We start from the raw sequence: 21856 nt of genomic DNA on the forward strand, positions 1-21856 counted from the left end.
GAGTAGAAACTTATGTGTTGACTCCACCCTCATTTCAGAAATTATAGGCCAATGGAAATTAACCTGCGGAATGTGGGTTTTAGGAAGAAAGTGTTTAATAATGTTGAAGAATTACAAGAGGATGGGGATAAATGGATGAATGAATATAATAGCGAGAGAAAACATACAAGAAAGTATTGTTTTGGTAAGACGCCTTTACAAACATCCTTAGATGCCAAACATCTTGTGCCAGAAAAAATGCTAGATAAGTTACAACTGACAGAAAGAGTATCTGCCAGGTAACCCAGGTAACCCATGTTTGTCAATTCAGTACCATTTATGGCAATTCAATTGAAAACTTGCTAACAGATGTTTTATAAAGATTGTGCCACTTTACATTAACACCTTGCTTTTTTATAGAGGGCCACCTTGCTTGACGAGCTGATCCCAGTATTGGCACATTTCCGGAGATAAGTAGGAGCGTATGCTTTTGAAATCAGGATCTCTAAAAGGATACTCAGTGTCAATAAAAGCAAATTTTCCTGAGAAAGTATAGGGAATGTTATCAGGTCTATAGCTTGATCCATTGGCGCGACTGATAATAATATAGAGTTCATTGAGTATCTCAGGCGATACCTTACTTCTCCATGCTAAATAATTTTGTTCTTTAGGAACAAGCTGCATGTCTTGTACGATCAATATGGCCACTTTTGGGTCTACTCCGGCCGCTTTAGCAGGTGCATGGAAAGAGGGCAATACATAAATATATTTCTGGGGAACAGTAAAATGTTGAATATTTTTTTTCTTTATTACTTTTCTTACTAAATTAGCGCCTGCACAACGTCGGGCAAACCATTTCCAACCAGGAACATTACGTTTAATGCGAAGTTCAGTATCAAAATAAAGCTTAATCAAATAATCGGGTAAACTAGGATGTTTAGCTACAATGATAAAGCTTCTAGGTTGCTTGTAAAGTATGTTGAAACCTGCTTCCACTAATGTTTGCGAATTAAAGGTAACCCTTGCTGCTTGGAAGATTTGATCTGCAATGGCGGTAATTTTTGAGTTAACGGGTAATAGATGAGGAGCCAGCTCTTTTTTAATTCTATTGTTTATCAGAGGATTATCTACAATATTTTTGCAGCTATAGGTTCGCTCTGCTAAAGTCTTATTCAATGGCTCTAAGAAGAGCTGATGTTCATCATTCAAACTTAACCATATTGAATGCACTTCTTTCTCGCATCTTTTTAACATATCTTCATCATTTATATAATGAGCTTTCTCATAGGCTTCTTTTAGAGGAAAGAGAGCAGGATAGAAAGCTACGGCTCGTGTCCATAAGAACTCAATCTCCGCAGGCTCAAATTTAAGGGGAGAATCAGAGGAATCTTCTTGACTGGTAGATTCAATATTTTCTTTCATATAAAAGAGTAAAGAAGCAATCGCTTGAATAGTTTGCTCTTTTGTATCTTCAATAGCAGCGGAGACTTCAGCAAAAAGCGCCACGCAATGAAAAAGAGGTACAAATAACATAAGAAAGGCAAAAGAAGATTTAGGCTTTGTAAAGAATACCATGGTTACCATCTTATTAATAGTGAGTTACTTAGTCTATTTTCTGTTTTGTTTCATTCACGACTATATATTTATAAGTTTTTTAAAAGCAAAAAATAAGTGACTCAAGAAGAAAATATGAATACCTAGCTGCCTTCTTTCAGAAAGCGGAGGAACCTTAAAGCTATGAATATTGGAAAAAGGGATAGGCATTTTTTCTTAATTTTTTGATAAACTATCAGGCAAGAGGGCTTTTAGCCTTGCATGCAAGATGCTTTTAGAACCAATTGGCTAGCCTTTTCTTTTATAATCTCTATTTTCTTCCCAACTCAACCCCATCATGGCGGTACGATTGGCTACAAAAGATAGCTTCCTTTAAAAGGTCCACGCAATCGAAACGATTAGAATGACACTCCTCCTTAGCTGGTTAATCGCAATAAGAAGAGAAGCTAGAAAGACGCCAACCTAAATGCCATTTTTCCTGGCAGCCACTGACAAGCAAGTAGGCTAGCCTAGCGCAGAAGGAGCTTAAAAATAGGTAAGCCTCAACCCGTTCTATCTTCTTAGAAGCAGTAACTACTCTTTTGGTACTTCTTAAAATAGCTTGATATAAAAAGAAATGCTAAGATTATTCACTATTGAAAATGGCTAGATGAAAATGTAATTATTAATTCAGGTAAGCATAGCAATAGACTTTCCTATAGACCTAGGCAAGAACCAGTATTAATGAATCGATAAATTATCAACTTGTTAATTTAATTATTAAAATTAAGGTGTCCATTTAGGTTTCCAGCCGTAGGTTCCCTCAGACTCATCAGATACCATTCAAGTCATTTTACTGCTAAAAAGGTTAAAATGTTTAAAAAAGCAGGTAAGATAGAGAAAAGTGAAGGCCTTTACGCTTGCATACCATTCCTTCACCTTATGTTCTTCGAATGCCTACACTTTTTTTAAGAGCGATTAGAAGCTATAATTTAGCATCTAGAAGCAGCTTTTCAGCTTCAGCTTCTATTTCCCATTTTTGAGCAAGCTTTAAAGCGGTGTTAATTAGTAATAACTGAGGAGATAGGGGAGAGAGAGTAGCATCATTTAGATTTTCAATGGCATCTAAAATATGCTCTCTAATTGATTCATAAGCAGCTAATTTAGAAGATGTTTGTTTAGCTACTTCGTAATATTTTTTTACTATTAAATCATGTAAAGCATCGAAATAACAATCAGCCTTAGGGCTAATATGTTGTAAGCGTCTATAAACTAGTTCAGACTTTCCTGCTGCCTCTTCTCTTGCAGAAGTGAGGCAAGCTATTCCTACAATACTTGCTATTTTATTCTTTTTCTCTTGGGACAAATTAGTTTCTATTTGCTCATGCAAATTATATCCTTCGTCTACTAGATTTATAATTATAGAGTTTGCATAGCCTAATGTTTTTTTGTCTAAAGGCTCTAACAGGAAGGTTAAAAATTGTGGGATGGTACCAAATGACTCAAGCCAAGTTCGCGGGGAATCCATTAAAAAGGAGGAAGAATTTCTTATAGTTTCCTGATAAGTTCTAATAATTTTAATTAAATTAGCCAGCTCTTTTTGAGTATAGACAAGCAATCTAGGAACTAATACCTGCTGCTCATACATTTTTTTTAAAGACAATCTTGCCATTTCTACACTTGTCCGATCGAGAGAATTTTCTATTATCTCATTATAAATGATTGCTGCTGTTAACAGGCAGGCGGGCCAATTTTTAGATTCTTTAGAATAAATATAAGCTTTGTCGATATATATGCGAGAGAGTAGATGATTTATTTCATAAGTTGGCAGGGAGCTGTAGTAGAGCTCTAAAGGTGTACGACCGTTAACCTGATAAACCTCTAGATCAGTCGATAAATACTTAATAGCTTTGTCATAACATTCATTAGCTCGCAATGAATTTTTCTCTATTTTGTTATTATCACCTACTGCCCAAATTTTGCCTGCATGAAAGGCTGCTACACTAGCTAGATAAGGAGGACACTGAGGATAGCTTTGAAGTTTATAATATAATTTTAAGAGAGAAGTTGCCCTGCTCTCATCTTCACTTTTAGCCGAATATAAAGATTCGGCTAAGCAAAAAATTAATAATATCGCTTGTTCAGGACAGAGCTGGTCAATAATTTCATCCACCAACATGAGGTCGCTCAGTTCATTTCTTAGCATACCCATCAATATTAAATTTAACTTAGATTGGAGGATGACTTCAGGAGGGTAAGATAAATCTTGCACAATTTCTTCGAATAATTTTTTTACAATCTCTAGATTAAGTCCTCGATGTAATGGATTGAAAAAGTTTTTAAAAGCTTCTTCAGCCTGGTAGTAAATATTAATTTTTTCCAAAAAGGAAACAGGGACTACCGGAGAAAAGTGGTAAAATGTGCTTGCTTGCATTGTTTCAAATACTCACGCTAAATTTAAGCTTTAATTTTCGGCTAATGGTGTAGATTATTTTCTCAAACATTTTAAGAGAAAAAAGAGAAAAAATTTCTCTACTTTATCTAATCCTCGTCTTTTGATTTTTTCTTCCAAAAAAACTAGGCTTTAAATACATAGATGCTTTCTTAGACGGAAGCATAACAAAGCTCATTAAATTAATCTATTTCTTTTTACAGGACGTAGAGCAAGGAAATTTACTTGTTTAGCTAATTCTTTTTACTAGATTTTATGGAAAAAATAATTAATCTAATTAGCTTAGATCTTGCTTAAAATTAGTTATCGAAGCTATTCATAGCTAAAAAAATTGTTTATATTCTCCCAAGCTAATCCATTCTTAGAGCCATGCTAATTTTTTAAAAAATAAATTTACAACTTATATAGCATTCATGGTAGAAGGGCCAAGCTTATAAAGCTTTCCATATGCTTAGCTTTATTTATAAACCTTAGGAAGCATTGACTAGGAGGAGCAAAGAAATTATTATTTCGCCCTCTATTCAATGGGTTTTCTGCGGTCTTTGCCTTCCGTAGGATGATTTTAATGAGCTGGAAAAAAAGATCTTATGTTTATTTGAAGCAGGCACAGTTCGCTAACACTTTTTTAAGCTTTATCCTCAGACTAAAACATCTCTAATTATTTTTTTTTAGTGAGAAACTATATTTTAAATCTTTTAGAAAAATAAGCCCTCTTTGTAGAGCCAATAATTGGAGCTGCTATCCATATCTCTTTCCCTATTTAAAACAGCACCTCTTACTCCTTTTTCCTTGCATAACTCATTTCAGTTTGTCAAAATAATCTCATTCGCTGAATTTAAAAGATTAAATAAATTATGAATACCTCCTCTTTTGATATAAGTTCTGAATTTAAAGTTTCACCTATGATGAGCCAGTGGCAAGCTTGCAAGCAAGCAGCAGGGGAAGCTGTTTTACTTTTTCGCCTAGGGGATTTTTATGAAGCCTTTGATGCGGATGCTGTTTTAATTGCTAAGGAATTAGATCTTACGCTTACTAAAAGAGGCGAGATTCCTATGGCAGGCATCCCTCATCACACGAGTGAGGCTTATATAGATAGATTAGTATCAAAAGGCTTTAGAGTAGCTGTGGCCGAACAAATAGGGGATCCTAAAACCACTAAAGGAATAGTAAAAAGGGAAATCGTTAGAGTTGTCACCCCTGGCACTGTCATTAATTCTACTTTATTATCCGATAAATCAAACAATTTTTTTGCTTCTATTCATCGCGTAGGAGAAGTTTTTGGACTTTCTTTTATTGATTTGACCACTAGCGAATTTAGAGTGGTAGAGTTTGAAAATGAACAAGAACTACTTAATGAAATTTTTCGTTTGCGTCCTTCCGAATGTTTGGTCTCCCACAAATTTCAATCCAAACATCAAGACTTATTAAAAAATCTTCGACAGGCGCAAGATTTTCTTTTAACAGCCCAGGAAGACTGGCGTTTTGAACATCAAACCGCTTATAACTTTTTAATCAACCATTTTGGCGTTCATAATTTGGATGGTTTTGGCTTAAGAGGTATGCTAGCCGGCATAAATGCAGCCGGAGCTATTTTAAATTATCTTCAGGACAATTTGTGCTTATCGATCGAGCATATTCAGGAGGTTCGCACCTATTCTACTTCGCAATTTATGTCTCTTGATCGTATCACGCAAAGAAATTTAGAGATTACAGCCAGCTTATATGATGGCTCTAGAAAAAGTACTCTTTTAAACATTTTAGATAAGACTTGCACTCCTATGGGTGCGCGTTTGTTGCTCAACTGGATAAAGCTTCCACTTCTTTCCATAGAAGAAATTAAGCGCCGCCAAGATGCTATAGAAGCTTTTTTTAATAATAAAGCAGCTATTGATCTAGTTAAACAATTGCTAGGGAAAGTCAGAGACTTAGAAAGATTAATGATGAAAATCAGCTCTGGCTATGCCTCACCTCGAGATTTGGTAGCTTTAAAATGTTCTTTTGAGGAATTTCCCCAGCTTAAGCAAGCCTTACAACGTTTGGCTACTTACTCAACCTTATTAGAGCAAGAAGAACAGAAACTAGAAAATCCGAGCGCAATGACAGATCTAATCGCCCGTGCTTTAGTCGATGAGCCTCCTTTAAAAATCAGTGATGGGCAGGTATTTCGTGAAGGCTATAATAATGAATTGGATGAATTGCGTTCCATCCGCCAAGATAGTAGAGCTTGGTTAGCTAATTATCAAACGCGTTTACGTGAGGAGACAGGAATTAAAACCTTAAAAGTAGGTTTTACACGCATGTTCGGTTATTATATAGAGGTGAGCAAAGGCCAATCCGATCGTATGCCCGCAACTTTTCAGCGAAGACAAACTTTGGTCAATGGGGAACGTTATATCACCTCAGAACTCAAGGAATTTGAGCAGAAAGTTTTAAATGCCGAAGAACGTATTTTAGCTATCGAAACAGGGCTATTTAATGCCCTGCGTGAAGAAATCACAAAGTATACAAAGCAAGTCTTTAGCATTGCTCAAGCTATAGCCAAAATTGATGCCTTACGTTCATTAGCGGAAGTAGCACTTTTCTATGATTATACACGGCCTATCGTAGATCATAGTAACATTTTACAAATCATTAATGGCCGGCATCCTGTCATTGAAGCCATTAATACGGGAGAAAAATTTGTCCCTAATGACACTCTCATGGATAATGAGGCTAATCTTTTACTGCTTATTACAGGTCCTAATATGGCTGGTAAGTCTACCTATATTCGTCAGGTAGCGTTGATTACCATTATGGCGCAAATAGGTTCTTTTGTTCCGGCTAAAAGCGCTCATATTGGTATCGTCGATAAAGTGTTTACACGCATAGGAGCTAGCGATGACCTTTCCCGTGGCCAATCCACTTTTATGGTTGAAATGACTGAAACAGCAAATATTTTAAATAATGCTACTGCCAGATCTTTGGTCATTTTAGACGAGATTGGAAGGGGGACAAGTACCTATGATGGAATTTCAATCGCTTGGTCAGTAGCTGAATATTTATTAACAACGGAAGGCAGCCAAGCTAAAACTCTATTTGCAACACATTATTGGGAGCTAACAAAATTAGAAGAACGAGTACCTGGAGCAGTCAATTATCACGTAGCCGTGCATGAAGCCGAGGATGTCATTGTTTTCCTCCGCAAAATCGTGCGAGGAAGTACAGATAAAAGTTATGGAATTCATGTAGGCCGTCTAGCAGGCCTTCCTTTACAAGTTATTGGAAGAGCTAAAGAGATTTTAGCGCATTTAGAAGAAAATGCTAATCAAAAAAGCGTTTTTGAACCTTCCAAACCTAAAAGGCAGCTGCCGGCAAAGAAAAATAGGTTTAATGAAAGACAAATGACTTTTTTTGGATGATCGTCGCTAGAAATTACGTTGTTGATAATTAATTTTTTAAATCTATGTTTTTGTATATTTTTAATTTTAATTTGACAGATTAGCGAGTAATATGCGAATAAGAAGATGTCCTTAAAAATAAATTCTTAGGAGGTCTCTTATGGATACAAAAAAACAACATCAACAAAAAAATTCATCCCAACAATCTAACGCAAAAACTAATTCTTCCTCGCAGAAACAAGAATCGCATCAACAAAATAAAAATACTTCCACAAGTAAAAAATAAATTTCTAATGAGTTAGTGATTCCAGGAGCGTTTCTCGCTCCTGGAAGCGCATGATTTGGCCTTAATCTAATCGTCTATTTTTTTATCCCTCTCCAAAGAATTTAAGTTACATAATTTTTTTTAATAATTATAGACAATAAAATAGATGTTAATTTGCATTTATTAAAAACATTCAAATAAATTTTTCTTCTCTTTAACATAATCATAATAAATTAAAAGATTCGACCAAAAGATTATCAAGGATAAGAAAGAGAAATTTTTTACAAAGATTGCCTTGATAAACTAAAGAGCAGGGTTGCTATTTTTATATTTATTTTTAAAAGCCTACTGTTTAGCTCTGAAGTGCAAGCCTATCTACTAAGTTAAGTTCACCCAAGTAAAACCGCACCATGCAAACGGGCTTAAAAAAGTTCCTTTTTTAAAGAAAGGCTAAAGGCTAACCAAAAGAAAAATCCAAACGTAAAAATCTGTTTAAGCTTTATTGAGTTCGTATGTTATCTTGGATGCATGAGTAAAAAATTTTGTAGTTTGATAGCTCTTGATATTGATGGGACTCTAGCAGTAAAAATGCAAAACATTCCACCGCTAGTGATTCATTATCTGACAACCCTACATCAGCAAGGAGCTATGTTTGTTTTTGTAACAGGACGAACATTTGAGTTTGGCTATCAGGTATTGAAAGAACTTCCCTTTAATTATTATTATGCCGCTCACAATGGAGCTATACTTCTGTCCATGCCGGAGCGCAGAGTCATTATTAAAAACTATTTAGACCACTCCATTCTTCATTCCCTGGCAAAAATTTGTGAAAGCACCTTTACTGATGGGGTAGTTTATACGGGCCTAGAAGGAAACAACCTATGTTATTACCGTCCCAACCATTTTTCTCAAAACCTTCAATACTATTTAGAAAAACGCCGTCAAAGCTTGAATGAAGAGTGGATTGCTGTAGTAAATTTTAAGGAGGTTTCTTTTAATGAATTTCCTGCCGTTAAATGTTTTGGCGATGAGAAGACAGCTCAATATGTTGCAGAAAGGATGGAAAAAAGCTTAGAATTGCATGCGCCTGTTATTAAAGATCCCTTTGGTGAGGGTTATTATATCGTTCAAGCCACTCACTCACAAGCTAATAAGGGCTATGCCCTTCGTCAGCTAATTGATCAAGTAGGATATGAAGGGGTAGTTATTGCTGCTGGCGATGATCTAAATGATCTAAGTATGTTTGAACAAGCACATATTAAAGTGGCTATGGCTGATGCTCCTTTGCAGCTTAAAGCCAAAGCAGATATTATTGCTCCGCCTGCTTCATCGTTAGGAATCATAAGAGGTTTAAAGGAAGCGCTTGCCCAGTAAATGAAAATATCGAAAAACACTCATCTATATCCTCTTGTTACTGTGGGAGCCCTAATTGTAGCCGATGACGGTGATATCTTGCTCGTGCACTCTTTTAAATGGAAGGTAGGATTTACCATTCCAGGAGGAAAAGTTGAGCTGGGAGAGTCCAGAGAGCAAGCGGTAACTCGCGAAGTTTTAGAAGAAACAGGATTATTTATTAAAGATTTACGTTTTGCTTTGGTCCACGATTCTATATATTCTTCTGAATTCATTAACCCTAATCATTTTGTCATGAATGACTATGTCGCACGTTTATCACCAAATTCTTCTAAAAAGCATGTGATTCTTAATGCCGAAGCTGATCGCTACATTTGGATCTCTCCGAAAGAAGCCTTGCTATTAAGCTTAAATCGAGAGCTATATGCTTTGATTGAATGGTATATACAACATCCTTACCAAAACTTTTAATATGTTAGGAATCGTCGGATTTAAAAATTATCGTCTCTCTTGTATTATTGGTGTCTACCCTTACGAACGTGAGCATCCCCAAGAATTGTCAATCGATATATGCTACGAAATAGATTTTACGCTTATCGCCCTTTCAGATGACTTATCAAAAGCTGTTTGCTATGCAAGTTTAGCAGAGTTTTGCAGCCAGGTTGCCCAAGAAGGTGCTTATCAAATGCTAGAAACTTTAGCTCACGAGCTTGTTCTTAAGCTAGCAGATAAATACTCTCTTCATTGGGTAAAAGTGACGATAAGAAAGGAAAAAGCTATTTCTCTAGCATCTTGCGCATTTGTCGAGCTAGAATATGGAAATAGGCTTTCAATATGAAGTGGACATTAGTAACAGGGGGAGCTAAAAATTTAGGGGCAGCGATTTGCTTAGAGTTAGCTAAGCAAGGCCATGCGGTAGCCGTCCATTATAATACAAGCGAGGAAGAGGCCCAGCTTGTTGTAGAAAAATGCTCTAATTACCAGGCACCTGCCCAGGCAATCCAGGGCGATTTTTCTACCTTTGAGTCTACTCAACGCTTCATTAAGGAATACCAAAGGCATTTCGCTGAGACTAAAAATTTAATTAATAATGTGGGAAATTACCTGCTCGGCTCTAGCTTAAAGACAAGCATATGTCAATGGCATGATCTATTTCAAACTAATCTACATGCTCCTTATTGCCTGATAAAAAATCTTTTACCTAGCATCAAAAAATGGAAAGGATCAATTATCAATCTTGGAGTTGCTGGCTTGAATGCAAATCGTGCAGATACTTATGCAACAGCTTATACAATTTCCAAGTCAGGTCTTTTGATGCTAACTAAATCGCTAGCTCTTGAGCTTGCTGCTGATCAAGTGCGAGTAAATATGATCTCTCCAGGATATTTAGAAGAATCTATGGATTTGCCTCATCCTCTAACAAAAATTCCTATGCAGCGGGCAGGTCATAGAGATGAGGTGGCACAATTAATAGGCTACCTACTCTCTAACCAAGCCTCTTATATCACCGGACAAAACATTGAAATTGCAGGGGGAACAAGACTATAACGATGAAAGATGATTTACCTATTCATAACACTTTAGAACGACAGCTTAATGAGATGGCTTTGGCAGCTGGACGCAAAAGGCAGAGTAAGCAAACTGGCTTTATTCATTACTTTTATCCTGAACCCGAAGATAACCTATCTCAAACTGTTCCTACTGCTGAAAATGTCTGCTTTATCCTAGCTTTGCTAAGGAGTAAAACAGGCGAGCAGGTAGCTGAAGCTAAAAATATTTTAGAACGCTTGCTCTACTTTCAAGATCCAATAGAAGGTAATTTCCCAGTGTACATCCATGAGTACCCTTATTGTAAGGATAGATTCATAGGGGCTCACCTTTTACCCGCGTTTTATTACATATTGAAAGAGTTCCAAGCAGTTTTAGGAGCTGACCTTCGGTACCGTCTAGAATCAGCGATAAGTCATTTGCTATCTTTTCTATTAAAAGCTTATACCGAGAAAGCTTCCACCTATTCGATAGGGCTAAAAATTGCCGCTGCTGCGAAGATGGTAGGTATTGAATTAAAAAACGCAGCATTCGAAACCTATGGAGAACAGCTTTTGCAGCAGCTTCTTTCGATGGAAATGCAGGCAGCTTGGTTTATTCCTTCTTATATTGCCGATATTTGCATTGCTTTACAGCTAGCCTATACGCACATTCAACACTCAGAATGGCTCGCTTTTTGGCAACATTTAGCAGCTACTTGGCATGCGCCTACAAAATCGTATATTGGGCCATGGCTTAAGCTTTATCAAGTTAGGGATGAGCCTCAGCCGACTTTATATGATCTATATCTAGGTTATTTTGGTAAAGAATTCTCAAGCCGAGCATTAAAAGAAGCAGCTTACCATCTGCAGGCTGTACTGATACGTCCTACGGGAGAAATTTTGCCTGTTAAAAGTCTACCTTTCACTTTTGAAGGCCTTTGGCAAGAAAGCCGCTGGCTTACCCATCAAGAAAAGACCTTTGCCTACAGCTTGATTGATAAAAAAGCTCTTTTTAAAGGGTTCGAGGAAAATGCTTTTCATCCATTGAGCATCATTTGGGGGGACGAGCATAAAGTTCATTCTTTTGTATGCCAGAAAAGCAATTGGGAACATCTAGGATTTAAAGCTAAGGACGATGAAATTGAGCTAGATTTTGCTTTAGCAGCTTTACCTGACTTAGAAGAGCGCGAAAAATGTCGCGAGCTATCTTTCTTTTTTGATGTTGATCCCTCAGCTAAAATGAGTTTAGAAGGCCAATTAGCTTCTACCTTTGAAGTAGGCGAAACATTTATTTTAAATACCTCCCAGATAGCTTTATCATTAAGGATTATTAAAAGCTATGGAGAAGGGAAATTTATGGGCCATCTGATGCGTGGAAACCGATCGAGTCAAAACCAGCTTAAAGGAATTAATCGTTTCCAATCCTATGATTGGAATGTATTCATTAGAACCTTAAGGCGTAAGACCCCATGTAAACTTAAAGCCAGATTACAAATCAAGCGATGCGCAGAATAAGATTGTTAGTGCTGGTTTTTCTTTGCGCTTGTACATACAAACCTCAAAGTGAAAGTTATCGGCTTTTTTATCGTCATTTAGAGCAAGCTTGTCCTAGAAAAGCATGTGAGCAAATAAGCCCTTACTTTTTAGTTGTTCTAGTGGAAGCACGGCATCTAGACTATTCATGTCCTCGGTCTTTTTTTAAAACTTTAGCTAAACACCCTAGCGATGGTACAAAAAATGGAGATGTTGGGCATGCTTGGATTTATCTGCAGGGAGCCCTAGAGGAGGGCAGCCAAGCAGAGGGCAGCTATGTATTCTTAGAGGGAGGCCATTCGGGAGAATTAGGATATATGCAGCCTCGCTATATGGAAGGAGTATTTCTTCAAGCTGAAAAGGGAGAGAAAAACCCGATTGGTTATTTATGGCAGACCCAGCAAGATGGCTTTTTTCAATACGGTCCTGGCTGCCATTATCCCACTTTTGCAGCTAAGATAAATTTAACAGCTCCGCAGTTTCATCTGATCTTAAAATTCATAAAAAATTATTCCTACTCTAACTATGCAATCATAGGAAATCAATGTTGCTCATTTGCTGCTCAAGCTGCTGCTTTAGCAGGTCTCTTTCTTGATAGTAAAATATCCTTAAAAATAGACCCATTTTTTCATATAGGAAGCAACACAATCTGCTTGTGGGAGGATCCTTTTTATTCTCAAATTACTTTCTTTTCACCAGATGTATTGGAAAAAAGCTTAATGCAAGCTGTAGCGGAAGGGCGGGCGGAAGAAGCCCTTACTTGGTATAAAAAAAAGTATCCTTTTCGGCGGCCTCGCTGGAGAAAAGAAGATTTTTTTCTATTTCCTCAGCGTTATCTACGCTTAAAAGCTTTGTAAAAAGCTTTTATATGTTCTCAAAAGGGCATCCATGCCTGCAGTAAAGAAGGTCTATTAGCCGAAATTGTGTTACATCTAGCATCAAGGTTGAATGGCTGCATAATAGCTGCTTACAACCTTGATGTTAAATTTTTCTACTCTGTTGCCTGCTCGCCAGATAAAGTAGGACTATCGACAGCTACTCCCATTGAATGTAAGCCATTGTCCACATAGATAAGAGAGCCTGTAATTGCAGAGGCTAAGGGAGAGAGTAAGAAAGCTCCCACATTCCCAACTTCTGTGGCTTGTAAATTTTTAGCTAGAGGAGCGTTAGCCTCACTATAATCAATCATGCGCTCTATAAATCCAATCGCCTTGGCAGCACGGCTGCGAAGAGGGCCAGCCGAAATTGTGTTTACACGAATGTTCCATTTACGCCCCGCTTCCCAGGCTAGGGTGCGTGTATCGCTTTCTAAAGCTGCCTTGGCTGAACTCATCCCTCCCCCATATCCTGGAACAGCCTTTTCTGAGGCAATGTAAGTAAGAGAAAGAGTAGCTCCACCTGCATTAATCAAAGGGCCTAGATGGGCAAGCAAACTTACGAAAGAATAAGAGGAAGCACTAATTGCAGCCAAATATCCTTTTCTGGAGGTATCAAGCAAGCTTTTTTGAACTTCAGGCCCGTTAGCTAAAGAATGCACAAAAATATCTATTTTACCGTAATCTTTTCTGATAGATTCAGCCACATCAGAAATAGTGTATTCGGTAGCTTCTTTGTATCTTTTATTTTCTTTAATTTCTTCGGGTACATCATCCATGGAGTCAAAAGAGGCATCAAGTGAATATATTTTGGCTATTTGCATAAGGGAACCATCAGACAGAACACGCGATTCATCAAATTTACCGCTAGCAAAATTATTGCAAAACATTCTCATCATAGGAGTCCATGTTCCTATTAATATTTCTGCACCTGCTTCCGCAAGGGATTTAGCAATAGCCCATCCGTACCCTTGATCATCGCCTATGCCGGCAATAAAAGCTTTTTTTCCTCTAAGATCAATTTTTAGCATATATACCTCACAGTTAAAGAACGATAGAATAGAGAATTATAGGGATCTTGTAAAGGGATGTCTGCCCGTAAGCTTTGGCTGCGCATTTTAAGATAATAAAAGTTAATCCCAGCATACCTTCAGCTTAAAAACCTACACTTACCCACGCAATGCATTTCTTATCGCTTGGCTACTTAGATGAATAAAAAGACTCTAAATAAATGCTACTAAAGATCTCTCTTAATTTTTACTGACAAATAGCTTGCGCATGAATGAGAACAAAAAATATAATCTTTTTACTTTAAAACCCCAGCTTGCAAATTTCAACACAGTCTAACACTTCTTATGAAAAAGTATTTAAAAATTTTTATTCTTCTTAGTCTAGTTATTATATGCGCTTATAGTGCAGGCCGTCTTTATTATGCTTTAACGGGAGGCTTTACGATAGGTAATATCAGCTCAGACTTGCCTTATAATGAAAAATGGGTCACGCCTACCTTATCTTCTTCAGAAAAGGAAGATTTACATCAAATTCTTTCTCAAAAATTTAGATATTTAGGAAAAGGATGCCAATCCTATGTGTTTGCTAGTGAAGATGGTTTATATGTTTTAAAATTTATCAAGTATCAGCGCTTTCGGCCTCAAGCCTGGCTAGATTATTTTGCTTCTATTCCCTTTGTCAATCGCTATAGGCTAGCAAAAATAGAAAAAAAACATAATAAACTTAATATGCTATTCACAAGCTGGAAAATAGCTTATGAACATCTAAAGCCAGAGACAGGTTTAGTGTATGTGCATCTTAATAAAAGTCACGACTTAAAGAAGTCCCTTACTATTTACGATAAATTAGGTTTTGCTCATCAGCTTAACATGGATGAAATGGAATTTTTGCTGCAAAAGCGAGCCACTATGCTGTGCTCGACCATTAATAAGTTTGTTACAAATAATCAAATGGATGAGGCAAAAAAGCTTATCGACAACCTTCTTAAAATGATATTATCAGAATATCAGCGAGGATATGCCGATAATGATCATGCTTTAATGCAAAACACAGGAGCGATTGGTACTACCCCTTTTCACATAGATGTTGGACAGTTTGTAGTTAATCTTAATATTTCTGATCCAACTGTATATAAACAAGAACTTTTTAGTAAGACTTTTAAGTTTCGTTTATGGCTTGCTAAGCATCATCCCGAACTAAAGATCTATTTAGATAAACATTTACTTGAGATCATTGGCCCAGAAATGCATCAGCTTATTCCGCGGTTAAAAAATCCCCACGCCTGGTCAGTTGAGGCTTAGGAGCTCCAAGGAGCTAGTTTCTTACAAATAAATTAAGAAATGAGAAAAAATTGGATTGTAAGTCTGAAGGGATAAGGTTAGCTGTCTTTATTTTAACAAAAATCTTCCCTACCATGGTTAAAAAGGGGGAGAGGGGAGCTTCTTTAGTTAATCCAAACAACCCTTATGTAAATCCTTAGATATCCTGGCTTTTAACATGGATTTATAGGGGGTTTCCTAAAGTATTGAGGAAAAGAAGGGTAAAGTTACCTAAAAGGACACCTCAGCAAATAAGTAATGTTGTAGCTTAAGGGGAAATATCTACTTTAGGAAGATAAATAATCAAAACTGCAATTTTTAGAAGCAAGCCGTGCCCACATAAGCAATTCTTTATCAAAAGTATATAGATTAAAAAAATGCTTAAAAAAAGCCTTCCATTTTTTAATTTCCTAAAATACAAGAGGAGAGCAAGAACTAAGGAGTATGATAGCACCTTATTAGTAGGCAGCTTTATCATGCTAATTATTTTTATACAGAAGAGGCTGCTTCTTCCCATGCTTTTAAAGCTTCTTCAAATTGTTTTTCTAGCTTCTCTTTTTGGGCTATGAATCTTTGAATTCCTTCTTTAGGGGTATGAAGATAAAAATCTGCTGCTGCCATTCTTTCATCCAGGTCTTTGATTTGCTCCTCAAGTTGCTGGCATTTTTTTTCCACTTGAGCTGCTATTTTTTCCTGTTGTGATTTTTGACTACGTAGGTTTTTTTGATCCTGATAGCTTGGCTTTTCAGCTAGCTTTTCATCAGCTTTTATCTTTACCGGCTTTAAATTTTTACTGAGCAAATCCATTTCTCTTTTTTCAATGTATTCTACATAACTACAATCGTAAGTTTGTACGCCGGTGTCGCTTATCTCTATGACCTTTTTAGCAAGATGAGTGACAAAATGGCGATTGTGGCTAACAAAAAGAATGGTCCCCGTGTAATGATTTAAAGCTTCTAAAAGAGCTTCAATGGCTTCCATATCTAAGTGGTTAGTAGGCTCATCAAAAATTAAAACATTGCCTTTAAGGAGCATCATCTTAGCTAAAATGAGGCGAGCTGTTTCGCCGCCACTTAATAGATGAACAGACTTTTTCACATCATCGCCAGTGAAGAGAACACGTCCCAAAATTTCCCTTAGCTTTTGCTCAGGTATTTGAGGATCTTGTTCACTTAACCACTCCAAGAGAGAGATATTTCCATTGACTTCGCGATGATGATCTTGGGGAAAATAGGCGACTTGCGCAGCATGGCCCCATTCCCAAGAGCCTTGCTCGCACTTTAATTGCCCTGTTAAGATTTCCAATAAAGTTGACTTACCAATCCCGTTAGCGCCCACTAAGGCTATGCGTTCACCCCTTTCTACTTCAAAAGAGACTTGATGTAGCACTTGCTTGGTTCCGTAAGATTTGCAAATACCTTTGGCCTTAAGAACAAGGGCTCCAGACGAGCGATGAGGCTCAAATTTAAGCCGAGGATATAAACGAGAAGTAGGAGTAAAGTCCAGCTCAGCCATTTCATCTTCAATTTTATCTACTAATTTCATTTTGGACTGTGCTTGGCGAGCCTTACTAGCTTTAGCCTTAAAACGATCAATGAAATTTTGCAAATCTTCTCGGCGTTTTTCCTGCTTAGCAAAGGCTAGTTCTTTTTGCTCGACAGCAGATGCTTTAGTTTTTAAGAAATCTTCGTAATTACCTTTATAAGAAGTTATTTTTTGATGATCTAAGTCCAACATATGGTCACAAATCGCGTTTAAAAAGTCTCGATCGTGCGAACTGACAAGTAATGTGCCTGGGAAATCTCTTAAGTATCCTTCCAACCATTTGATAGAATAGAGGTCTAAGTGGTTTGTCGGCTCATCGAGTAGGAGGATGTCAGGCTTGCTAAACAAAACTTGCGCTAGTAAAACACGTAGCTTATAACCTCCTGATAAAGTAGATAAGTTTTGATGATGAATGCGGTCTGGTAGCCCTAGACCTTCCAGAATTTTGCCTGCAACGCTTTCTGCCGAATACCCATCTTGTTCTTCAATAATTTTTTCAAGATCAGCTAATAGATGACACTCTTCTTCATCAAATTCCGGTTTGTCTAAAAGGATATTCTTTTCTTCTAATGCTTTCCATAATTTTGCATTTCCCATCAGGACAGTATCTAAGATAGGCACCTGCTCATACAAAAAGTGATTTTGCTTCAGTGTGCCTAAAGCCAGCTGAGAAGGAATACAAAATTCTCCTTCTTCAGCGGTAAGGTCCCTAGCTAGAATTTTTAAGAGTGTCGATTTTCCTGCTCCATTTGCTCCGATAAGGCCATAATGGTTACCGGGGTTAAGCTGAAAAGATGCATTTTTAAAGAGGATTTTACCTCCAAAGCGCATAGAAAGGTTAGTCGCAGAAATCATAAGATAAAATAAGAGATTAAAAGTAGAATTAAAAATTAAGGACTCTTTAAAACCTCCTAGCTATCTAGTAGGAAAGAGCCTGGATGAGGGATTTTAGCTTGCTTAGCAAAGAGTTAATCACTCTTTCAAAATTTTAATAGCTTGTGACACATTTTCTTCTGTTATCTCAGCTACGCCATATAATTTTTTACCTTTTTTAGTTTTCTCATTAACCAGAACTAATGTAGGCGTGCTGTCGATATCAAATTCTGTAGCTAGAGTCTTAAAATATTCTAAGCCAAGAGCAACCTCAGAATAATTAAGTTGAGTGTAGTGAGCATCCTGCTCTTTAGCAATTTTCTCAATTTGTTCATCCGTAGGGGTTTCGGTATCACTGGAAAGCTGAGTTAAAGAATCGCGGAGCTCTAAATATTTATTCTTATCATGAACCATAAAAGATAAGTTGTAGGGAGTGAAATTTAAGCTAGAGGGATGAATAGCAAAATCTACATAAGTTAAGCGAGTATTTTTCATAAGCGTAGGAACTAGCTCTTTTAATTTTGGCTCTAGCTGGCGACATGCAGGGCAATGCCAGTCACTAAAAAAATAGGCCTCAATTTTGCTGTTTAGATTCCCAAAGACGATGCTATTTTTGATAGAATTTTCTGCCGCTTGCAATTCATCTACTTTTGCTAATCCAACCGATGCTATAAAAAAGCCGGTAATCAGAGCCATGATAATTGCAAGCATTTTGGGTAAATTTAACGCCATTTTAATCCTTTTTGAATCAGGTAGAGGTTGTTTATAGTGGTTAAAGTAGCTTAAAAGATAAGCTAAAGAAGTAATTACTATCGAAGCTGCAATACAGAGGCATAACGGACACCATTGACCAATCCATACTTTTTGAGCATAAATAAAAACTATCTCGGCTCCTAATGCTCCTGCGAGCATGACTGCCGCCATGAAAGATAAATTTTTTTTATAATAAGTTCCCCAATGTAACAAAGATAGAACAGGAAAAAAAATCATCCCCACATATTCCAGCTGGAAACCAAATAAACGGTAATCATGTGTCGCTGCACATTCCTGGGTACAAATTTGTAGCCAAGAAATAATGGAAAATATCCCACCGGCAATGATGGCTAAACTACCAATCGCATTGAGATATTTCTGATATTTGTTAGCTGGTAAGCCTTTAGGCATCAATGAATGATTTGTACCCATATCTCCCGATATGTAAATTTTTTCATACTAAAATATTACATATTAAGTTTACTGTCAAGAGAGTTATTGGAGGCAAAAATTTCTAAATCCTATCTCAGCTATCCAGGAATATTAAAGTCGTTAGATAGCATTTTTTATGCGATTCTAAAAGGCTATCGACTTATTCATCAAAGTACTAATTAAAATAAGGGTCGAGTCTACTTTTCCTAAGATAGGAGTAACTTTTAAATTTTTTATTAAGGGCTATAAGCATAGGAGCATCTCTTGATAAGCACTATATTTTTGCCGAAAAGCCTATTAGACTTGCTATGACTCTTTATAAAAAAATGCTTACACTTTGTTACTAATATGTTTTAAAGAGGATTGCCATCAACTTTAAGCCGCCATAGGTGAGGAAGCTGTCGGATCCTTGCAGGAATAGTAGTTAGCTGATTACCATTCAGGAAAAGATTTCGCAGCTGAGAAAGCTGTCCCATAGTTGAGGGAAGAGCTGTTAGCTTGTTGCAGCTTAAGTCAAGTGTTTGCAGATAAGAAAGTTGGCCAATGACTGAAGGAAGAGAAGTAAGTTGATTACCATTCAGGAAAAGATTTTGCAGCTGAGAAAGCCTTCCTATCTCAATGGGAATAACGGTTAACTGGTTGTGACTTAAGTCAAGTGTTTGCAGATAAGAAAGTTGGCCAATGACTGAAGGAAGAGAAGTAAGTTGATTACCATTCAAGGAAAGTGATTGCAGCTGAGAGAGGTGTTTGATGACTGACGGCAGATTGGTCAGCTGGCTGCCGTCTAATTTAAGCCATTGAAGTTGAGAAAGCTGAAAGAGTTCTGGCGGCAAAAAGGTCAAGCTTATCTCAAATAAATTTAAGTCGGTAATGTCTTTAACATGCTCTTCTATCCAACCTGTTAGCAGCTCTCCTTTTTGCTCTAAAGGCAGAGCTTTAATCTGTGGTTGGCATAAGTACTTGGCTCCACCTGGTAGTTCCCACCAGAGTAAAAGACGGTCAATATTCAGCAGATAGGAGGAATAATTAGAAAGAGTGAAGGCCTTGCTTTCCTGAGTATCTCTTTCAAATTCTAAGGGAGAAAGGGAGGTGACTAAGTTAAAAAGCTTTTGAAAGATATGGTTTACTTTTTCTTCAATAGTAAGATTAGGTTCAATTTTGTAAATCCTATCCAAAATGCTAGCTTGTTTTACTATATTCCCATTTTCATTAGGAAAATGAATCTGCATAATAGCTTTGTAAAGCGAGGCCATAGAAATAGTAGTGATAGATGGAGGAGCAAGAGCTTGAATTTCCTCAGTTGAAGAAATAGACGAAGAAGAGATTGAATTAGAAGATTGAGGAGTGACTGTGGAAAGAGAGGGGGAGTCCTGATAGATTTGCTTCAGCTTTTCAATCACAAATTGTCTAACCTTTTTATTTTCTCCTAATAATTTTTTCGTCCATTTATAGCTCACCTTTTCTTTCTCGGTCAGTTCTTCATTCTCCTGACTCATCAACTCTTCGACTTGATTCTCTAATATTTTCTTCAAAATCAAGTTTTCTTGAATGGAAGACTCTTCTAACAGATCGAATAAGAGTTCAGTATAGCATTCTTTAGGAGAATCTGTAGAAGGAAGGCTTTTTTCTTTATCTTTACCTTTGCTCGAAAAATGAGGAATAACTGGCTGTAAAGATGAAGAAGCTTCGGAAGAGCATTTAAGGCAAAATTCAAGATAGGCTTGAGCTTTTTCATACGTAGGAGTTAATTGCAAAGCTTGCAGTAAAGCTTCTATAGCAGTTGCATGCTCTCCTTTTTCAGCAAGCTCTTTACCCCTTAAGAAATGTTCTACAGCTTCTTCGCTAGGCTGATGCTTAAGTTCTTCTAATGGATGAGATTCAGCCGTTTCAGCCAGTTGCCTCACCGTATAGTTGGGTGCATGCCTTTCAATAAGCTTTCTATCTAGTGGACAAAGTTTATTGCGTGCTAAGCATTGGATGACGGTATCTTCGTTAAAGGTATGGCCACAAGGAAACAAAGTAACTGCCCGAGTCATCAACTCTCCTGAGACGGCATCCTCTATATTCTCTGAGATTGTAGTGCGGAAATTTGTCTGAGTGCTAAGAGTAGAACTTGGCGGCATCATATAGGCTCCTTGAAGTTTTATAGTAAGCTATTGCCATTACGCGCAGCGGCAACCTGCTTTTTTGAAGACTTACCTTACCTTTTTGTCAGAAACTTACTCTTCTCCCTCTTTTTAAACAATTTTTATTTTAAAAGAAAAGAGTCTTACCTCTATTTTATAAAAGCTCTAGCGGATTCTTTTAGCCTTTTAAAAATTTCTATTTCGCTTTACCATACATTGCTGATTTTAAAACGAGCCAGTTGTTATGTTTATAAGAACCTCAGGATGCCTCCTAGGCTTACTTTCTCTTTATATCCACTTATAGTCCTAATACTTAATCTAATTGAGAGCCTAGGATGTCATATGGATAGCCATTTTTAGCCAAATCGTATCTAACACGGTTTACAAACAGCTAAAAAGATGGCAATAGTTGCGTGGAAAAAGGCATGCTTAAATGGAAAAGGATAAAGGGATTATGGGCTGTATATTATGCTTAATTGCAAAAAATTTTAATTGAAAGGATATTAAACATCCAAGCCTTCTTTAAAAAAATATCCATATCCACTTTAAAAAATGCTTTAAAGTAGATTTCCATCAACTTCAAGCACCCTAATTTTAGGAAGTTTAGGAAGAGTGGTTAGATGGTTATAGCTTAAGCCCAATATTTGCAGCTTAGTAAGCTGCTCAATAGATGCAGGCAGAGCCGTTAGCTGGTTGTTGCTTAATTGAAGGTCTTGTAACTTAGAAAGCTGCCCAATTTCCTCTGGCAGGGCGGTTAGCCGGTTGTCGCCTAACCAAAAGTGTCGTAACTGAGAAAGCTTCCCAATGGCTGCAGGAAGGTTATTTAGTCCAACCTGATTTACCCTAAAAAACTCCATCATTGCATCAATTTTAAAAAGAAAAAATGTAAATTTCCTTTTAA

General features: G+C 37.0%; 16 protein-coding genes. 9 read left to right on the plus strand and 7 right to left on the minus strand.

Features of this window, described 5'->3' with window-relative positions; translation table 11 throughout:
• Positions 1 to 90: 90 nt before the first annotated feature.
• A complete protein-coding gene (locus NEOC95_RS07310) occupies positions 91 to 282 on the plus strand; it encodes a hypothetical protein (protein ID WP_213152348.1) in 192 nt (63 codons plus the stop codon).
• Between the two features lie 111 nt (positions 283 to 393).
• Here NEOC95_RS07310 and NEOC95_RS07315 read toward each other — a convergent pair whose 3' ends face one another.
• Positions 394 to 1512: a hypothetical protein gene (locus tag NEOC95_RS07315; protein ID WP_213152349.1), complete on the minus strand. Its 1119-nt coding sequence runs from the start codon at positions 1510 to 1512 to the stop codon at positions 394 to 396.
• Positions 1513 to 2497: 985 nt separating this feature from the next.
• Positions 2498 to 3946 carry a hypothetical protein gene (locus tag NEOC95_RS07320; RefSeq protein WP_213152350.1) on the minus strand — a complete coding sequence of 483 codons (1449 nt, stop codon included), beginning with the start codon at positions 3944 to 3946 and terminating at the stop codon, positions 2498 to 2500.
• 872 nt (positions 3947 to 4818) lie between these two features.
• On the opposite strand from NEOC95_RS07320, the gene mutS reads away from it, so the two are divergent.
• The 7 genes from mutS to NEOC95_RS07355 all read left to right on the plus strand — a co-directional run bounded on the left by mutS (position 4819) and on the right by NEOC95_RS07355 (position 12878).
• Positions 4819 to 7362, plus strand: coding sequence for a DNA mismatch repair protein MutS (gene mutS, locus NEOC95_RS07325; protein ID WP_213152351.1), 2544 nt, complete (start codon positions 4819 to 4821; stop codon positions 7360 to 7362).
• 772 nt (positions 7363 to 8134) lie between these two features.
• On the plus strand, positions 8135 to 8980 hold the full coding sequence (locus NEOC95_RS07330; RefSeq protein WP_213152352.1) for an HAD-IIB family hydrolase: 846 nt from the start codon (positions 8135 to 8137) through the stop codon (positions 8978 to 8980).
• Positions 8981 to 9430 carry an NUDIX domain-containing protein gene (locus NEOC95_RS07335; RefSeq protein ID WP_166155052.1) on the plus strand — a complete coding sequence of 150 codons (450 nt, stop codon included), beginning with the start codon at positions 8981 to 8983 and terminating at the stop codon, positions 9428 to 9430. It begins immediately after the preceding gene.
• Position 9431: 1 nt separating this feature from the next.
• On the plus strand, positions 9432 to 9797 hold the full coding sequence (locus NEOC95_RS07340) for a dihydroneopterin aldolase (protein WP_213152353.1): 366 nt from the start codon (positions 9432 to 9434) through the stop codon (positions 9795 to 9797).
• Positions 9794 to 10507 (plus strand): SDR family oxidoreductase, encoded by a 714-nt coding sequence (locus NEOC95_RS07345; RefSeq protein WP_213152354.1) that lies wholly within the window; start codon positions 9794 to 9796, stop codon positions 10505 to 10507. Before NEOC95_RS07340 ends, NEOC95_RS07345 begins: the two co-directional genes overlap by 4 nt.
• Before the next feature lie 2 nt (positions 10508 to 10509).
• Positions 10510 to 12003 carry a hypothetical protein gene (locus NEOC95_RS07350; RefSeq protein ID WP_213152355.1) on the plus strand — a complete coding sequence of 498 codons (1494 nt, stop codon included), beginning with the start codon at positions 10510 to 10512 and terminating at the stop codon, positions 12001 to 12003.
• Positions 11991 to 12878 (plus strand): hypothetical protein, encoded by an 888-nt coding sequence (locus NEOC95_RS07355; protein WP_213152356.1) that lies wholly within the window; start codon positions 11991 to 11993, stop codon positions 12876 to 12878. The genes NEOC95_RS07350 and NEOC95_RS07355 overlap by 13 nt, the downstream gene beginning before the upstream one ends.
• 134 nt (positions 12879 to 13012) lie before the next feature.
• Here NEOC95_RS07355 and NEOC95_RS07360 read toward each other — a convergent pair whose 3' ends face one another.
• Positions 13013 to 13927: an enoyl-[acyl-carrier-protein] reductase gene (locus tag NEOC95_RS07360; RefSeq protein WP_213152357.1), complete on the minus strand. Its 915-nt coding sequence runs from the start codon at positions 13925 to 13927 to the stop codon at positions 13013 to 13015.
• 324 nt (positions 13928 to 14251) lie between these two features.
• On the opposite strand from NEOC95_RS07360, the gene NEOC95_RS07365 reads away from it, so the two are divergent.
• Positions 14252 to 15208 carry a hypothetical protein gene (locus NEOC95_RS07365; RefSeq protein ID WP_213152358.1) on the plus strand — a complete coding sequence of 319 codons (957 nt, stop codon included), beginning with the start codon at positions 14252 to 14254 and terminating at the stop codon, positions 15206 to 15208.
• 507 nt (positions 15209 to 15715) lie between these two features.
• Here NEOC95_RS07365 and NEOC95_RS07370 read toward each other — a convergent pair.
• The 4 genes from NEOC95_RS07370 to NEOC95_RS09890 form a co-directional block, all read right to left on the minus strand.
• A complete protein-coding gene (locus tag NEOC95_RS07370) occupies positions 15716 to 17626 on the minus strand; it encodes an ABC-F family ATP-binding cassette domain-containing protein (RefSeq protein WP_213152359.1) in 1911 nt (636 codons plus the stop codon).
• A 117-nt stretch (positions 17627 to 17743) separates the two neighbouring features.
• A complete protein-coding gene (locus NEOC95_RS07375) occupies positions 17744 to 18829 on the minus strand; it encodes a thioredoxin domain-containing protein (RefSeq protein WP_213152360.1) in 1086 nt (361 codons plus the stop codon).
• 353 nt (positions 18830 to 19182) lie between these two features.
• The gene (locus NEOC95_RS07380) at positions 19183 to 20955 is read right to left on the minus strand and encodes a leucine-rich repeat domain-containing protein (RefSeq protein ID WP_213152361.1); all 1773 of its coding nucleotides are present in this window, start codon (positions 20953 to 20955) and stop codon (positions 19183 to 19185) included.
• A gap of 557 nt (positions 20956 to 21512) precedes the next feature.
• Positions 21513 to 21856 (minus strand): leucine-rich repeat domain-containing protein (locus tag NEOC95_RS09890; protein ID WP_213152362.1); only part of this gene is annotated, 344 nt, incomplete at its 5' end.

The organism is Neochlamydia sp. AcF95, from assembly GCF_018342455.1.
GTDB lineage: Bacteria > Chlamydiota > Chlamydiia > Chlamydiales > Parachlamydiaceae > Neochlamydia.